The sequence below is a fragment of the Streptomyces sp. NPDC048659 genome (assembly GCF_040650575.1).
In the GTDB taxonomy this organism is placed as follows: domain Bacteria; phylum Actinomycetota; class Actinomycetes; order Streptomycetales; family Streptomycetaceae; genus Streptomyces.
In genome coordinates, this window is the sequence record NZ_JBEZHM010000030.1 from 1 (window position 1) to 15,028 (window position 15,028).

General features: G+C 73.7%; 14 protein-coding genes and 1 pseudogene. 4 read left to right on the top strand and 11 right to left on the bottom strand.

The annotated features are described in order from the left end of the window. The 6 genes and pseudogenes from AB0C99_RS22505 to kdpF all read right to left on the bottom strand — a co-directional run. Positions 1-528 (bottom strand): annotated as a pseudogene (locus tag AB0C99_RS22505) (histidine kinase); the annotation flags it as partial. Continuing rightward, positions 521-1,210, bottom strand: coding sequence for a response regulator (locus tag AB0C99_RS22510; RefSeq protein WP_362477724.1), 690 nt, complete (start codon positions 1,208-1,210; stop codon positions 521-523). The pseudogene AB0C99_RS22505 and the gene AB0C99_RS22510, both read right to left, overlap by 8 nt. Before the next feature lie 79 nt (positions 1,211-1,289). Beyond that, positions 1,290-1,964 (bottom strand): potassium-transporting ATPase subunit C, encoded by a 675-nt coding sequence (locus AB0C99_RS22515; RefSeq protein WP_362477726.1) that lies wholly within the window; start codon positions 1,962-1,964, stop codon positions 1,290-1,292. 2 nt (positions 1,965-1,966) lie between these two features. Further along, complete coding sequence (kdpB, locus tag AB0C99_RS22520) at positions 1,967-4,090, bottom strand: potassium-transporting ATPase subunit KdpB (RefSeq protein WP_362477729.1); 2,124 nt, start codon at positions 4,088-4,090, stop codon at positions 1,967-1,969. Then, the gene (gene kdpA / locus AB0C99_RS22525; RefSeq protein ID WP_362477732.1) at positions 4,087-5,751 is read right to left on the bottom strand and encodes a potassium-transporting ATPase subunit KdpA; all 1,665 of its coding nucleotides are present in this window, start codon (positions 5,749-5,751) and stop codon (positions 4,087-4,089) included. Before kdpA ends, kdpB begins: the two co-directional genes overlap by 4 nt. Positions 5,752-5,759: 8 nt before the next feature. Next, positions 5,760-5,849, bottom strand: a complete 90-nt coding sequence (kdpF, locus tag AB0C99_RS22530; RefSeq protein ID WP_063785316.1) for a K(+)-transporting ATPase subunit F — start codon at positions 5,847-5,849, stop codon at positions 5,760-5,762. Positions 5,850-6,311: 462 nt separating this feature from the next. Between kdpF and AB0C99_RS22535 the strand changes: the two genes are divergently transcribed. The 3 genes from AB0C99_RS22535 to AB0C99_RS22545 all read left to right on the top strand — a co-directional run bounded on the left by AB0C99_RS22535 (position 6,312) and on the right by AB0C99_RS22545 (position 7,905). Continuing rightward, on the top strand, positions 6,312-6,443 hold the full coding sequence (locus tag AB0C99_RS22535) for a hypothetical protein (protein ID WP_362477735.1): 132 nt from the start codon (positions 6,312-6,314) through the stop codon (positions 6,441-6,443). Positions 6,444-6,453: 10 nt separating this feature from the next. Then, positions 6,454-7,233 carry a GNAT family N-acetyltransferase gene (locus tag AB0C99_RS22540; RefSeq protein ID WP_362477738.1) on the top strand — a complete coding sequence of 260 codons (780 nt, stop codon included), beginning with the start codon at positions 6,454-6,456 and terminating at the stop codon, positions 7,231-7,233. 117 nt (positions 7,234-7,350) lie between these two features. After that, complete coding sequence (locus AB0C99_RS22545; protein ID WP_362477741.1) at positions 7,351-7,905, top strand: hypothetical protein; 555 nt, start codon at positions 7,351-7,353, stop codon at positions 7,903-7,905. A gap of 23 nt (positions 7,906-7,928) precedes the next feature. Here the strand turns inward: AB0C99_RS22545 and AB0C99_RS22550 are convergent, their stop codons facing one another. The 4 genes from AB0C99_RS22550 to crcB (AB0C99_RS22565) all read right to left on the bottom strand — a co-directional run bounded on the left by AB0C99_RS22550 (position 7,929) and on the right by crcB (AB0C99_RS22565) (position 11,085). After that, complete coding sequence (locus AB0C99_RS22550; protein ID WP_362477744.1) at positions 7,929-9,758, bottom strand: APC family permease; 1,830 nt, start codon at positions 9,756-9,758, stop codon at positions 7,929-7,931. Between the two features lie 159 nt (positions 9,759-9,917). Beyond that, a complete protein-coding gene (crcB, locus tag AB0C99_RS22555; protein WP_362477746.1) occupies positions 9,918-10,265 on the bottom strand; it encodes a fluoride efflux transporter CrcB in 348 nt (115 codons plus the stop codon). Continuing rightward, positions 10,262-10,666: a DUF190 domain-containing protein gene (locus AB0C99_RS22560; protein ID WP_362477748.1), complete on the bottom strand. Its 405-nt coding sequence runs from the start codon at positions 10,664-10,666 to the stop codon at positions 10,262-10,264. Before AB0C99_RS22560 ends, crcB (AB0C99_RS22555) begins: the two co-directional genes overlap by 4 nt. Then, complete coding sequence (gene crcB / locus AB0C99_RS22565) at positions 10,663-11,085, bottom strand: fluoride efflux transporter CrcB (RefSeq protein ID WP_362477751.1); 423 nt, start codon at positions 11,083-11,085, stop codon at positions 10,663-10,665. The genes AB0C99_RS22560 and crcB (AB0C99_RS22565) overlap by 4 nt, the downstream gene beginning before the upstream one ends. Before the next feature lie 353 nt (positions 11,086-11,438). Here crcB (AB0C99_RS22565) and AB0C99_RS22570 point away from each other — a divergent pair, with 353 nt between their 5' ends. Further along, on the top strand, positions 11,439-12,662 hold the full coding sequence (locus AB0C99_RS22570) for a transposase (protein ID WP_362477752.1): 1,224 nt from the start codon (positions 11,439-11,441) through the stop codon (positions 12,660-12,662). 222 nt (positions 12,663-12,884) lie between these two features. Here the strand turns inward: AB0C99_RS22570 and AB0C99_RS22575 are convergent, their stop codons facing one another. Beyond that, positions 12,885-14,930, bottom strand: coding sequence for a helix-turn-helix domain-containing protein (locus AB0C99_RS22575; protein ID WP_362477755.1), 2,046 nt, complete (start codon positions 14,928-14,930; stop codon positions 12,885-12,887). Positions 14,931-15,028: the final 98 nt, after the last annotated feature.

Sequence of the window (15,028 nt, forward strand, 5' to 3'; positions counted from 1 at the left end):
GCCGTGCGCCATCCGCCGCCGCAGCGCCTGCGGCGACATGTCCACCAGCTCTATCTGGTCCGCCCGCCGCACCACCTCGTCCGGCACCGTCTCCCGCTGCCGCACCCCCGTGATCGACTCCACCACGTCACCCAGCGACTCCAGATGCTGGATGTTCACCGTCGACACCACGTCGATCCCCGCGGCCAGCAGCTCCTCCACGTCCTGCCACCGCTTGGGGTTGCGGGAGCCGGGCACGTTGGTGTGCGGGAGTTCGTCGACGAGGGCGACGGCGGGGCGGCGGGCGAGGACCGCGTCGATGTCCATCTCGGGGAAGACGGTGTCCCGGTACGGGATCTCCCGGCGCGGCACCTGCTCCAGACCGTGCAGCATCACCTCCGTACGCGGCCGGTCGTGATGCTCCACGAACGCCACCACGCAGTCCGTGCCGCGCTCCACCCGCCGGTGCCCCTCGGAGAGCATCGCGTACGTCTTGCCGACACCCGGCGCCGCGCCGAGGTAGATGCGGAGCCTGCCGCGCCTAGCCACGGGCCGGCTCGAAGCGGTAGCCCATGCCGGCCTCCGTGATCAGATAGCGCGGGTGCGAGGGGTCCGGCTCCAGCTTCCGCCGCAGCTGGGCCATGTACACCCGCAGGTAGTTGGTGTTGCCCCGGTAGCCGGCGCCCCAGACCTCCTCCAGGAGGTGCCGCTGGGCGACGAGCCGGCCGGGGTTGCGGACCAGGATGTCGAGCAGGTGCCACTCGGTCGGGGTGAGCCGCACGTCCCGGCCGCCCCGGCGCACCCGGCGGGCCACCAGGTCCACGGTGAAGTCCTCGGTGGCCACGACGGTGACCTCGGTCTCGGGCACGGCCTCCCGGCGGCGGGCGGCGGCCCGCAGCCGGGCGAGCAGCTCGTCCATGCTGAAGGGCTTGGTCATGTAGTCGTCGGCGCCGACGTCGAGGGCGTGCACCTTCTCCTCGGAGGCGCTGCGGGCGGAGAGCACGAGGATCGGCACCCTGCTCCAGCCGCGCAGCCCGGCGATGACGTCGAGGCCGTCCATGTCGGGCAGCCCGAGGTCGAGAAGGATCACGTCGGGCCGGCGGTCGGCGGCGAGCCGGAGGGCGGTGGCCCCGTCGGGCGCGGAGTCCACCTCGTACGTCCGCGCCTGGAGGTTGATGACCAGCGCCCGCGCGAGCTGCGGGTCGTCCTCCACGACCAGTACCCGGGTCATCCTGCGGCCTTCCTGTTCACGGCCGCGCGGGCCCGGGGTGCTCCCCCGGGCCCGCGGGGCCTGTCGTGTAACACTCCGGTCAGCCCTTGGCCGCCACGAGCGCCTTGAGGGCGATGTTGAGCTGGAGGACGTTGACCCGGGGCTCGCCGACGAAGCCGAGGATCCGCCCGTCGGTGTGCTCGGCGACCAGCCGCTCGACGGCGGCGACGGGGAGCCCGTTGCGCTCGGCGATCCGGTGGACCTGGAGCTCGGCGTACGCCGGGGAGATGTGCGGGTCGAGGCCGGAGCCGGAGGACGTCACAGCGTCGGCGGGCACGTCGGACGGCTTGACCGTGTAACCGGCGGTGGAGTTGTCCTTGACCACGGCCGCCTTGGCGTCGGTCACCCACTTGATCAGATCGGCGTTGTCACCCGAACGGTTGGTCGCACCCGACAGGATCAGCTTGTACTGGGTGTTGACGCTGTTGGAGCCGAGGCCGTTCGACGGACGCGGCTGGAACCACTTGAGGTCCGGGCTCGCCGTCTCCTCGCCGTCCTTCAGGGGCAGGTTGTAGGTCTGCCCGATCAGCTCCGAGCCGACGACCCGGCCGCTCGCGTCCTTGATCTCGGAGCCGTTCGCCTTGTCGTGGAAGGCGAGTTGGGCGATCCCGGTGACGGCGAGCGGGTAGAGCACGCCGCACACGACCGTGAGGACGAGCAGGGCGCGCAGGCCCGCCCAGAGCAACCGCCCCGCGTTTCCTACCGAGTTGTTCATGATCAGCCGATTCCGGGGATGAGGGAGAGGATCAGGTCGATGAGCTTGATGCCGACGAACGGGGCGATCAGGCCGCCGAGTCCGTACAGGCCGAGGTTGCGGCGGAGCATCCTGTCGGCGCTGGTCGGGCGGTAGCGGACGCCCTTCAGGGCGAGCGGCACCAGGGCGATGATGATCAGCGCGTTGAAGATGACGGCGGACAGGATCGCGGACTCGGGCGAGGACAGCGCCATGATGTTGAGCTTGTCCAGGCCCGGGTAGGCGACGGCGAACATGGCGGGGATGATCGCGAAGTACTTCGCCACGTCGTTGGCGATGGAGAAGGTGGTGAGCGCGCCCCGGGTGATGAGGAGCTGCTTGCCGATCTCGACGATCTCGATGAGCTTGGTCGGGTCGGAGTCGAGGTCGACCATGTTGCCGGCCTCCTTCGCGGCCGACGTGCCCGTGTTCATCGCGACGCCGACGTCCGCCTGGGCGAGGGCCGGGGCGTCGTTGGTGCCGTCGCCGGTCATCGCGACCAGCTTGCCGCCCGCCTGCTCCCGCTTGATGAGGGCCATCTTGTCCTCGGGGGTGGCCTCGGCGAGGAAGTCGTCGACTCCGGCCTCCTCTGCGATGGCCTTGGCGGTCAGCGGGTTGTCGCCGGTGATCATGATGGTCTTGATGCCCATCCGGCGCAGTTCGTCGAAGCGCTCGCGCATCCCCTCCTTGACCACGTCCTTGAGGTGGATGACGCCGAGGACCCGGGCGCCCTTGCCGTCCTGGACGGCCACCAGCAGCGGGGTGCCGCCCGCCTGCGAGATCGCGTCGGTGAGCGCCTGCGCGTCCTCCGCGACCCGCCCGCCGTTCTCCTCCACCCAGGCCACGACCGAACCGCTCGCGCCCTTGCGGACCTTGCGCGTCACGCCGTCCTCGGTGAGGTCCACGCCGGACATGCGGGTCTGGGCGGTGAAGGCGATCCACTCGGCGTGGGCGAGCTCGCCCTGGTGGCGCTCGCGCAGCCCGTACCGCTCCTTGGCGAGGACGACGATCGAGCGGCCCTCGGGGGTCTCGTCGGCGAGGCTGGAGAGCTGGGCGGCGTCCGCGACCTCGGCCGCGGTGACGCCCTTGACCGGGACGAACTCGGCGGCCTGGCGGTTGCCGAGGGTGATGGTGCCGGTCTTGTCGAGCAGCAGGGTGGACACGTCGCCGGCGGCCTCGACGGCCCGGCCGGACATGGCGAGGACGTTGCGCTGCACGAGCCGGTCCATGCCGGCGATGCCGATCGCGGAGAGCAGGGCGCCGATGGTGGTGGGGATGAGGCAGACCAGGAGCGCCGTGAGGACGATCATCGAGGTCTGCTTGTCGGCCCCGGCGTAGATCGCGAAGGGCTTGAGGGTGACGACGGCCAGCAGGAAGACGATGGTGAGGGACGCCAGCAGGATGTTGAGGGCGATCTCGTTGGGGGTCTTCTGCCGGGCGGCGCCCTCGACCAGGTTGATCATGCGGTCGATGAAGGTCTCGCCGGGCTTCGTCGTGATCTTGATGACGACGCGGTCGGACAGCACCTTCGTGCCGCCGGTGACGGCCGAGCGGTCGCCGCCCGACTCGCGGATCACCGGCGCCGACTCACCCGTGATGGCGGACTCGTCGACCGACGCGACGCCCTCGACGACATCGCCGTCGCCGGGGATGACGTCGCCGGCCTCGCAGACCACCAGGTCGCCGATGCGCAGCTCGGTGCCGGGGACGCGCTCCTCGTTCGTGCCGATGATCCGGCGGGCGACGGTGTCGGTCTTGGCCTTGCGCAGGGTGTCGGCCTGCGCCTTGCCGCGGCCCTCCGCGACGGCCTCCGCCAGGTTGGCGAAGATCGTGGTGAGCCAGAGCCAGGCGGTGATCGCCCAGCCGAACCAGTCGCCGGGGTGCGCGATCGCGAGCCCGGTGGTGACCACCGAGCCGACCAGGACCACGAACATGACCGGCGACTTCACCATCACGCGCGGGTCCAGCTTGCGCAGCGCGTCCGGCAGCGACTTCAGCAGCTGCTTCGGGTCGAAGAGCCCGCCGCCGACCCGTCCCGCGCCGGTGCCCTCGCGCGGGGTCGCGGCGTCCTCGTCGTGCGGGACGCGGGTGGGGGTGAGGGTGCTCATGCTGCCAGCCCTTCGGCGAGCGGTCCCAGCGCCAGGGCCGGGAAGTAGGTCAGACCGGTGATGATCATGATCGTGCCGACGAGGAGGCCGGTGAAGAGCGGCTTCTCGGTGCGCAGGGTGCCCGCGGTCTCGGGGACGGGCGTCTGCTCGGCGAGGGAGCCCGCCAGCGCGAGGACGAACACCATCGGGAGGAACCGGCCGAGCAGCATCGCGATGCCGATCGTCGTGTTGAACCACTGGGTGTCGGCGTTCAGGCCCGCGAAGGCGGAGCCGTTGTTGTTGGCGCCGGAGGTGTAGGCGTACAGGATCTCGGAGAAGCCGTGCGCGCCGGAGTTGGTCATGGAGTCCGCCGGCGTCGGCAGGGCCATCGCCAGGGCGGTGAAGGTGAGCACCAGGGCCGGGGTGACGAGGATGTAGCAGGCCGCGTACTTGATCTGGCGGGTGCCGATCTTCTTGCCCAGGTACTCGGGGGTGCGGCCGACCATCAGACCGGCGATGAAGACCGCGATGATCGCCATGATCAGCATCCCGTAGAGGCCGGAGCCGACACCGCCGGGCGCGATCTCGCCGAGCTGCATCCCGAGCATGGTGAGGCCGCCGCCGAAGCCGGTGTACGAGGAGTGGAAGGAGTTCACGGCGCCGGTCGAGGTGAGCGTGGTCGCCACCGCGAAGATCGACGAGCCGCCGATGCCGAAGCGGGTCTCCTTGCCCTCCATCGCGCCGCCCGCGAGGTCGAAGGCGGGGCCCGGGTGGGCGAACTCGGTCCACATCATCAGGGCGGTGAAGCCGACCCAGATGGTCGCCATGGTGGCGAGGATCGCGTACCCCTGCCTGATCGAGCCGACCATGCGGCCGAAGGTGCGGGTGAGCGCGAAGGGGATGACGAGGATCAGGTAGATCTCGAAGAGGTTGGAGAGCCCGTTGGGGTTCTCGAAGGGGTGCGAGGAGTTGGCGTTGAAGTAACCGCCGCCGTTCGTGCCCAGCTCCTTGATGACCTCCTGCGAGGCCACCGCGCCGCCGTTCCACTGCTGGGTGCCGCCCATGAACTGGCCGACCTCGTGGATGCCGGCGAAGTTCTGGATCGCGCCGCACGCGACGAGCACCAGGGCGCCGACCACCGAGATCGGCAGCAGGATCCGGACGGTGCCGCGGACCAGGTCGGCCCAGAAGTTGCCGAGCTCGCCGGTACGGGACCGGGCGAAGCCGCGCACGAGGGCCACCGCCACGGCGATCCCCACCGCCGCCGAGACGAAGTTCTGCACCGCGAGGCCGCCGGTCTGCACGACGTGGCCCATGGCCTGCTCGCCGTAGTACGACTGCCAGTTGGTGTTGGCGACGAAGGACGCGGCCGTGTTGAACGCCTGGTCCGGGTCGATGGAGACGAAGCCGAGCGAGCCGGGCAGGGAGCCCTGGAGGCGCTGGAGCAGATAGAGGAAGAGGACACTCACCACGGAGAAGGCGAGCACGCCGCGCAGGTACGCGGGCCAGCGCATCTCGGTGTTCGGATCGGCTCCGATGGCCTTGTAGATCCACTTCTCGGGCTTGAGGTGCTTGTCCGAGGAGTAGACCTTCGCCATGTACTCACCCAGCGGCTTGTACGAGAGGGCGAGGGCGGCGGCCAGGGCGAGGAACTGCAGGACGCCCGCGAGAACAGGAGACATGTCGGGGCTCAGAACCTCTCCGGCTTGACGAGCGCGAGGACGAGATACCCCAGGAGGGCGACGGCGACGATGAGGCCGACGATGTTCTCGGCGTTCACAGCTTCGCCACCCCCTTGGCGATGAAGGCCACCAGCGCGAAGACCGCGATCGTGGTGACCACGAAGGCCACGTCGGCCATCGTGAGCTCCTGACAGAGAGAGCGGATTTTTCTGACGAGCCGAGCAAACCGCGTCCGGAACGGGCCACCGCCGCCCTTGACGCTCCCCTAACGCCGCCGGGCGCCCTCTTTACGCATCTTCTACGCCGCTTCCGGACACGACCCGCTCAGGACCGGCCATGAACCGGTCGGGAAGCGGTCAGGGCCCCTCTGGGCACCCGCCGGACGGGCGGCGGGCGGTGCCGGACGGGGCGGCCGGGCCCTCGTCAAAGGACCGTCAGAGAAGGAACGCCGTCCTTGCCGCCGGACCGGGCGGGGGCTTCGCTGAGGACGGGCGCCACGACCACCGAGGTCGGGCGCCCCGCTCCCGTTTCCCTCCCTTCGACCGCTCCCAGGAGGAGCCATGTCCCCGTCCCTGTCCGGCCGCACCGCCCTCGCCACCGGCGCGGGCATCGGCTCCGGCTCCTACCCCCGCATCGGCTCCGGCTCCGGCTCCGGCTCCGGCTCCGGCTCCGGCTCCGGCCAGAGCGTCTGAACGGGCCCGCGTGATCCCGCACCCCGCCCACCGGCCGCCGTCCGCCGCGCGGGCCTTCCTCACCGCCGGGCCCGGCACCGCGGCCCTCGCCGAGCACGTCCTGGCCACCGGGCACGGCCGCTGGTGGAGCGACCGCGCCGATCGGCCCCGGCTCGTGGGGGTCTCCTGCGCCGGGCACACCCTGCTGGCCGGCGACCCGACCGCCCTGCCGGCCGCCGCACTCGCCCCCTTCGCCGGACAGCACGTCGAGGCCCCCGACCGCTTCCTGCCCGCCCTCGGCGCCGCCTTCGAGCGGCTCACCCCCTGGGAGCGGATGCTCTACGTGCACCGCGTCCCGGTGACCGGGCCGCAGCTGCCGTGGGGCGTGACCGTGCGCCGCCTGACCCCCGCGGACACCCCGGCCCTCGCCGCCCTCGACCCCACCATGGCCTGGATCCACGCCGGTTGGGGCGGCCCGGGCGGGCTCGCGGGCTCCGGGCGCGGCTGGGCCGCCTTCCGCCGCGACCGGGTCCTCGCCGTGGCCTGCACCCGCTTCGCGGGCAGCGCCTACGAGGACGTGGCCTGCGTGACGGCGCCCGAGGAACGCCGGCGACGGCTCACCCTGGCCTGCGTCACGGGCCTCACCGCCGACATCGCGGCCCGCGGCCGGACCGCGAGCTGGTGCTGCTCCCGCGACAACCGGCCCAGCCGGCTCCTCGCCTGGACGGCCGGCTTCCGGCTCGCCCGCGAGTACACCCACTACGCGACCGGGCCCGTCAGCCCGGCGTCAAGGTTGCCGTACGCCGCGTAAACGGTCTGTCAGGACGGCCCGGCGGCTCCGGCCGCCGGGCCTAGCGTCCGTTCCATGAAGCCCGTGAAGCCCATGAAGCCCGCGAAACCCGCGAAGTCCTCGCGCCGGACAGGCCCTATGAGCCCCCGTCAGGACACCGTCCCCACCGGCACCCCCGACGAGCCCCCCGATCCCGCGGCCCCCGCCCGTGACACCACCTGGCCCGGTGAGGCGCGGGCCGCCGCCGGGTGTGCCGGGCTGCTCCTCGCCGCCTGCGTCGGCATCGACACCGCCGACGGCGGCATGGCGGGCTGGGGCGCGCCGCTCTGGCTCGCCCTGGCCGTCCTCCTCTTCGTCGTCCTGCTGCCCGCCCGGGTGTCCGCCGTCCCCGGGCGCCTGACCGTGCGCGGGCTGTGCGCCCGGCGGACCGTGCGCACCGACCGGCTGGTGTCGGTCCGCTGGTCGAACGGGGTCGCCCAGCGGCTCGTCCTGCGCGACCGGTACGGCAACCGGGCCGAGTTCGACCCGGCCGTCCTGGTCGCCAACCCGCCGCTCTGGCACCTCCTCGACACCGACACCAGCACCTCCCTGCGCGAGGGCACCCTGCTGTGCGGGACGACGGCCCTGGCGCAGCTCCGGCGCCGGATCGACCGGGAGACGGCCCACACGGTCTTCAAGGTCTCCGGGCTCTGAAGACCGGTTGGGCGCCGCGCCGTTCAGACCCGCAGCCGCAGCCGGCACACCACCGCGTCCGTGTCCCGGCGCACCGCGTGGGCGACGACGGCGCCCCGCCGGTTCTGCAGCAGCCGCTGCCACAGCCGCTCCGGCTCCGCCTCCGGGACCAGCACCGTCACCCGGACGTCCGGGGCGGCGGCGGTCAGCTCCCGTACGTACGCGCTGACCGGGCGGCCCAGCGAGCGCCGCTCGGAGGCCAGCCGGACCAGCGGCACGCCCGGGTTCCACAGCGCCCAGTCGCGCTCCAGCGCCTCCGTCTGCTCCCGGTCCTCGGGGTCCGCGTGGCAGACGGTGACCGCGCGGACCTCGTCGCCGAGCGACACGGCGGCGGTCAGCGCCTCGCTGGTCAGCCGGGTCAGCGAGGAGACCGGGACCAGGACCAGGGAGCGCGCCCGGTGCGGCGGCGCGGGGATCCGGCCGACGCCGAGCCGCTCGCCGATCCGGCCGTACGCCCGGTGGACGAGCTCGAACAGGCCGACGAGCACGGGCAAGGCGATCACGATCAGCCAGGCCCCGTCGTGGAACTTGGTGGCGGTCACGACGAGCGCCGAGACGCCGGTGAGCACGGCGCCGAGGCCGTTGAGGGCGGCCCGGCCCCACTGCCGGCGGGCCCGCCAGTGCAGGACCATGCCGGTCTGGGCGATCGTGAAGCCGACGAAGACGCCGATGGCGAAGAGCGGCACCAGGGTGTTGGTGTCGCCGCCGGAGAAGACCAGCAGCGCGGCGGAGACGACGGCCAGCCACACGACGCCGTGCCGGTGCACCTGCCGGTCGGCCTTCAGCCCGAAGACGTGCGGCACGTAGTCGTCCCGCGCGAGCAGCTTCAGCAGCACCGGCAGCCCGCCGAAGGAGGTGTTGGCCGAGAGGGCCAGCAGCAGCATGGTGGCGAACTGCACCACGTAGAAGGCCGCGTTGTGGCCGAAGGAGGCGTCGGCGAGCTGGGCGAGGACGGTGACGCCCTCGACCGGCTGGAGGCCGAAGCGGGAGATCAGCACCGACAGGCCGATCAGCATGACGCCGAGGAGCGCGCCCAGGGCGACCTCGGCGCGCATCGCGCGGCGGGCGGCGGGGGCGCGGAAGGACGGCACGGCGTTGGCGATGGCCTCGACGCCGGTGAGCGCGGAGCAGCCGGAGGCGAACGCCTTGAGCAGCAGCAGCGCGCCGACGGTGGTCGCGTTGTCGGCGAGGACGGAGGCGTGTCCGGCGGAGGTGGCGGTGGAGACGGGCGCGTCCCGGAAGAGGCCGACGACGACCATGGCGAGGATCGCGCCGACGAAGACCACCGTGGGGACGAGGAAGGCGCGGGCCGAGTCGACGATGCCCCGCAGGTTCACGGCGGTGACGAGGACGAGGACGCCCAGGCAGATCGCCAGCCGGTCCCCGTAGAGGCCGGGGAAGGCGGAGGTGAGCGCGGCGACTCCGGCGGTGACGGCCACGGCGACGTTGAGGACGTAGTCGAGGACGAGGGAGGCGGCGGCGACCAGGCCGGTGCGGCGGCCGAGGTGCGCGCGGGCGACGGCGTAGGAGCCGCCGCCGTCCGGGAAGGCGGCGATGACCTGCCGGTACGAGGCCACCAGCACGGCCAGCAGGCCGGCGATCGCCAGGGTCACCGGCAGGGTGAAGCCGAGCCCGTGGGCGCCGGCGGCGGCGAGGACCAGGACGATGGCCTCGGGCCCGTACGCCACGGACGCCATCGCGTCGAGCGAGAGGGCGGCGAGCCCGGTGACGGCGGTGAGCCGGTGCCGGGCCCCCGTATCGGGAGGCTCCTCGGCACCCCGCACGGCTGAGCTCTCGGTGGTCTGGACGCCCATGCGCGCGTTCCCTTTCACGTTCGGATCCCCACAGGAGTGCCCAGCGTGGGGCGCGTCCGGGCCGGAAAGGCGCGTTCCTCCCGCGCTCTTGACGCCGCTCGGGCGCCTCTTGACGTGATCCTGACGTGCGGGGCGCGGGCGGGGGGCGGGGCGCGGGCGTTACGAGACGAGGAGGACGCCGAGCCAGACGGCGCCGAGCCCGGCGGCGATGCTGCCGAGGACGTTGGCCGCCGCGTAGCCGCGGGCGCCCGACTCGTAGAGCTTCAGGGTCTCGAAGGAGAAGGTCGAGTACGTGGTGAGGGCCCCGCACAGGCCGGTGCCGAGGAGCAGGCCCCAGCGGGTGGAGGCGATCCCGGTGAGGAGGCCGAGGACGAGGGAGCCGACGACGTTGACGGTGAAGGTGCCCCAGGGGAAGACGGAGTCGTGGCGGGCCTGGACGGCGCGGTCGGTGAGGTAGCGCAGGGGCGCGCCGACGGCGGCGCCGAGCACGACGAGCAGCCAGTTCACTCGGGCGGCTCCTGGGACTCCGGGGACTCCTGTGACTTCTGGGACTCCGCCTGGTCCTGGTCCCGGGCGCCCCGCGCGTACTGCACGACCTCGCAGGCGTCGAGGAAGACGAGGCCGTCCGGGACCAGCCCCTCCAGCCGGGGCAGGAAGGCCCGGATCCGCTCCTCGGTGTCGACCATGAGGACCGCGACCGGCAGGTCCTCGCCGAGCGAGAGCAGCCGGGTGGTGTGGACGAGCGAGGAGCCGCCGAAGCCCTCGATGCCGCGGAAGACGGAGGCGCCGGCGAGACCGGCCGCGTGGGCGCGGTGGACGATCTCGGTGTACAGCGGCCGGTGGTGCCACGTGTCGCCCTCGCCGACGAGGACCGTCAGGCGCAGGGCGGGGCCGGTGAGCCGGGTCATCGCCGCCTCCTCTCGGGCGCCGCGCCGGCGACGGCCCGCGCGGCGGTGACACCCGCCCACACGGCGGCGAGCGCGGTCAGCGCGGTCAGCGCGAGGTACGAGAGGCCCCGCGCGGCGTCCCCGGCGGCGAGCAGCCGCTGGGTGTCCAGGGAGTAGGTGGAGAAGGTGGTGAAGCCGCCGCAGACGCCGGTGCCCAGGAAGGGGCGCAGCAGGGGGTGTGGCGGGGTGAGGGTCTCGGTGGCGAAGACCATGATCGCGCCGAGCAGGGCGCAGCCAGCCGCGTTCACCGTGAGGATGGTCCAGGGGAACGCGCCGACCGGGGTGGGCCAGGCCAGCGTCGCCCCGTACCGGGCGCAGGCGCCGAGTGCGCCGCCCGCGGCGACCACGCCGACGACCGGAAGCTGCGCGCGGAATCCCATGGCACCAGCGTAGGCGCTCCCCGGGGACGGCCGGGGCGCGGTCCGGTCCGCGCAGGTCATGACGGGTCCGCGCGGGTGCCGGTGGAGCGAGGCGCACAGGCACGGTCTTCGGCCTGGGGCATTAACCGGAGCCCGGCCCGTGCAGCCTCGTGAAGTGATGGTCCGGGCCCGGCCGCGCGCCGGTCAAAGGCCGTCCGGCGAGTCTGTCAGATCCCCCCGCGGGGTATGGCGGTGGTCCGGCCACCATCAGGCGGCCCAGACGGGTGCCGGGTACACCTCGTCGCGGGGGGTGTCGAAGCGCGACGGTGGAGGGGCAGCTGGAGGGAGCTGCGCAACCGTCGGTCAGGAGTGTCGTGAGTACATCCGTCGCAACCAGGTTCAGGACCGTCGCCGCGCCCCGGGACGCGGCGGAAGAGGACGTGTACGGCGAGTTGTGCGCCGCGCTCTTCTCCGCCTTCCCGCGCCGCGACCAGCGGATCAAGGCCGAGCAGTACCTGCGGGGGCTGCTGACCGCCCAGGGCCGCAAGTCCATCCGCAACATCGCCGCCCAGATCGGCGGGCCGGCCGCGGAGCAGAGCCTGCACCACTTCATCTCCAGCTCGACGTGGGACTGGCGCCCGATGCGGGCGGAGCTGGCCCGGTTCCTGCAGCAGAACAGCGCGCCCCAGGCGTGGGTGGTGCGCCCCATGCCGATACCGAAGGCCGGCGACCACTCGGTCGGTGTCGACCGCCGCTTCGACCCGGAGCGCGGTCAGGTCTTCCGCGGCCAGCAGGCTTTCGGCGTGTGGATGGCCTCGGAGGAGATCAGCGTCCCCGTCAACTGGCGGCTCTTCCTGCCGGACCCCTGGGTGAAGGACCGCACGCGGCGCGACCGCGCGGAGGTCCCCGAGGGCGCGGCGGAGGAGACCCTGGAGGAGTGCGCGGTGAACGCGGCGCTCGACACCGCCCGCTGGCCGGAGGTGACCCGCAAGCCGCTGCTGCTGGACATCCGCGGCGGTGCGGGGCGGGCGGCGCTGCACCGGCTCGCGCTGGCCGGGGTGCCCGTGGTGGCGCGGATCGGCACGAGCTGCCGGCTGACGGTGGCGGACCGCTCGCTGCCGGGCTTCGGCGCGGGCCCGCTGACGGCCCAGCAGATCCTGGAGTCCCTGAAGGGGCTGCGCCGCCCGGTGAGCTGGGTGGACTCGGCGGCCGGGGTGCGCACCTCGCGGACCTCGCTGGCCACGGCGGTACGGGTCACGCTGCCCGTGCCGGCCGGGGAGCGGCAGCGCCCGCTGCTGCTGCTCGGCGAGTGGGACGACCCGCGGCGGGCCCCGGCCCGGCTGTGGATCACCGACCTGACCGGTTCGGCGGTCGGCCCGCTGCTGCGGCTGACGAAGCTGTCGCGGCGGGTGGAGCGGGACTTCCGCGCGGTGGGCGAGGGCGCGGGCCTGCGGGACTTCGTGGGCCGCTCGTTCCGCGGCTGGCACCGGCACATCACGCTGGCCTCCGCGGCCCACGCGGCGACGGTCCTGTCCCCCGGCTGGAACACGGCGGCCCCACCGGCCTTCGGCCAGCTCCAGGGGCGCTCGGCGGGGTGAACCGGTGCGCCAGGGCGCGGGACCCGGGGCCGACGGCCCGGACCGCGCCCCGGCGCCGCCCCTTGGCCCAGGGGACCCGGCCCCGGCGCCGCCCGTTGACCCAGGGGACCCGGCGCCAGCGTCGGCCCTTGACCCAGGGACCCGGCCCCGGCCCCGGCGTCGGCCCTCGCCCCGGGCGTCCGCGTCCTCGCCGGCCCCCGTCTCAGCCCCCTTCAACCCCCGTCAGCCCCCCGGGCGTTCGCACGGCGGGGACGCGGCGCGGGCGTCGCGGAGTTCGGCGCGCTGGCGGGCCAGGACGTCGCGGGTGCGCTGGAGGCGCAGCGCCAGCTGCACCTCCAGGACGTGGCCGGGCTTCTGCCACTCCGCGCCCAGGAGTTCGCCGATCCGCTCCAGCCGCCGCGAGACCGTGTTCGGGTGCACGTGCAGCGCCTCGGCCGCGTTGGTCGGGCTGCCGCCGGAGGCGAAGTACGCCTCCAGGGTGCGGGTCAGATCGGTGAACCGCTCGGCGTCGTAGTCGAGCACGGGCCCGATCGCCGACTCGATGAAGCCGTCCACGTCGTGGTCGTCGGAGAGCAGCAGCCCGAGGAAGCCGAGGTCCTGCACGGACGCCGCCGCCCCCGAACCGCCCAGCGCGCCCATCGCGTCCAGGCAGCGCATGGCCTCCTGGTAGAGCCGGCTCACGCTGTCCGGGCTCCAGCCGGGCCCGGCGGCGCCCACCGACACGGGGTGCCCGAGCAGCGGCGAGAGCTCCCCGGAGACGGCCTTCGCGGCGGCGGAGGCGTCCACCCCGGGCAGCAGCAGCACGATCGCGCCGCCGTGCACGGTCTTCAGGCCGGACACGCGGTAGGCGTACGAGGAGGCCCAGACGACCGCGCGGCCCTGCTCGCCGCCCTCGGGGCGGGCCACCACGACGACGTGCGGCTTGCGCAGGTCGAGGCCGAGGCGGCGGGCCCGCTGGGCGATCTGCTGCGGGGAGTGCTGGGTCTCGGCGAGCAGGTCGTCGAGGAGCTCGTCGCGGACCGGGCCCTCGGCGACCGCCGTGGAGCGCTGCATCAGCAGCAGGAACGCGACGGACTGCGCGGCCAGTTCGAGCAGCCGCTCGTCCTCGCCGGTGAGCGGGGTCGCGGCGCGGACCACGAGCACGCCGAGGTCCTCGGAGCCGGCCAGCACCGGGGCGACCCAGGTCTGGTCGCCGTCCCCGTCGCCGTATCCGTACCCGTCTCCCGCCCCCGGCTCCCCCGCCGGGCCCGGCCCGCTCGCGGTGAGGACCGGGCGGCGGAGCGCGTGGGCGTCGAGCGAGGCTTTGGCGACGGCGTCCTCGTCGAGGCCGGGCAGCTCGCCCGCCCGCGCGAGGGTCCGGCCGCCCGGGTCGCGGACCAGGACGGCGCCGTCGAGCGCGTCGCCCGCGGCGGTGGCCACGTTGCCCAGGTCGCCGCCGGCGAGGATCAGGCTCATGATGCGGCTGTGCGCCTCGCCGATGTACCTCATCCGGGTGAGCCGGGTGCGGGCCCGGGAGCTGTCCCGTTCGAGCTCGGTGACCTCGGCCCTGGTCTGGTCGAGCAGCCCCGCCTTCTCGGTGGCGACGGCGGCGAGCCCGGCGAGCGCGGCGGCCAGGGCGATCTCGTCCCCGGTGTACCGGCGGGTGGCGCGGTCGGCCCCGTAGAGCACGCCGAGGGTGGTGTCGCCGGTGCGCAGCGGCACCGCGAGGACGCCCCGCAGGCCCTCGGCGCGGACCAGGTCGTCCATGTCGGCGGAGTGCGGGAAGCGGGCGTCGGCCAGGTAGTCCTCGGTCCAGGCGGGCTCGCCGAGGGTGTGGGCCAGGCCGCCGAGTCCGTCGCCTTCGAAGAGGGCGGGGCAGCCGACCGGGTCGAGCGGGGTGAGGGCGCCTTCGGCGCTGTGCGGCAGACGCCCGCCGTGCGGGCCGCGCAGGGTGACGCAGGCCAGGTCGAGGCCGAGGAGGCGCTTGGCCCGGCGGGTGACGACCCGCAGCAGGCCGTCCAGGTCGTACGGGAGGGTCAGGTCCCGGGTGGTGTCGAGGAGGGCGGCGAGGCCCTCCTCGCTCCGCTCGCGGCGGGCGAGCGTGCGGCCGACGTCGGTGGCGAGGTGAACGGCCCTTTCCAGGGCGTCCAGTTCGGCTTCGGGGCGGCCCTCGTCGCGGGCCCGTTCGAGGAGTTCGGCGAACCGGCCCGGTGGGGCCCCGCGGGCCAGCAGCTCCAGCACGGCGAGCGCGTCGGCGCCCCCGCCTCCGTCCGCGCTGTCGTAGGACATGCCTCAACTCCTCCCGCTGGCCGAAATTAATTCGGGCGTCGACGACGGTCAACGGTGAGATCGACCACTTGATTCCCCTTTGGCCCGGGGCCCGCCGC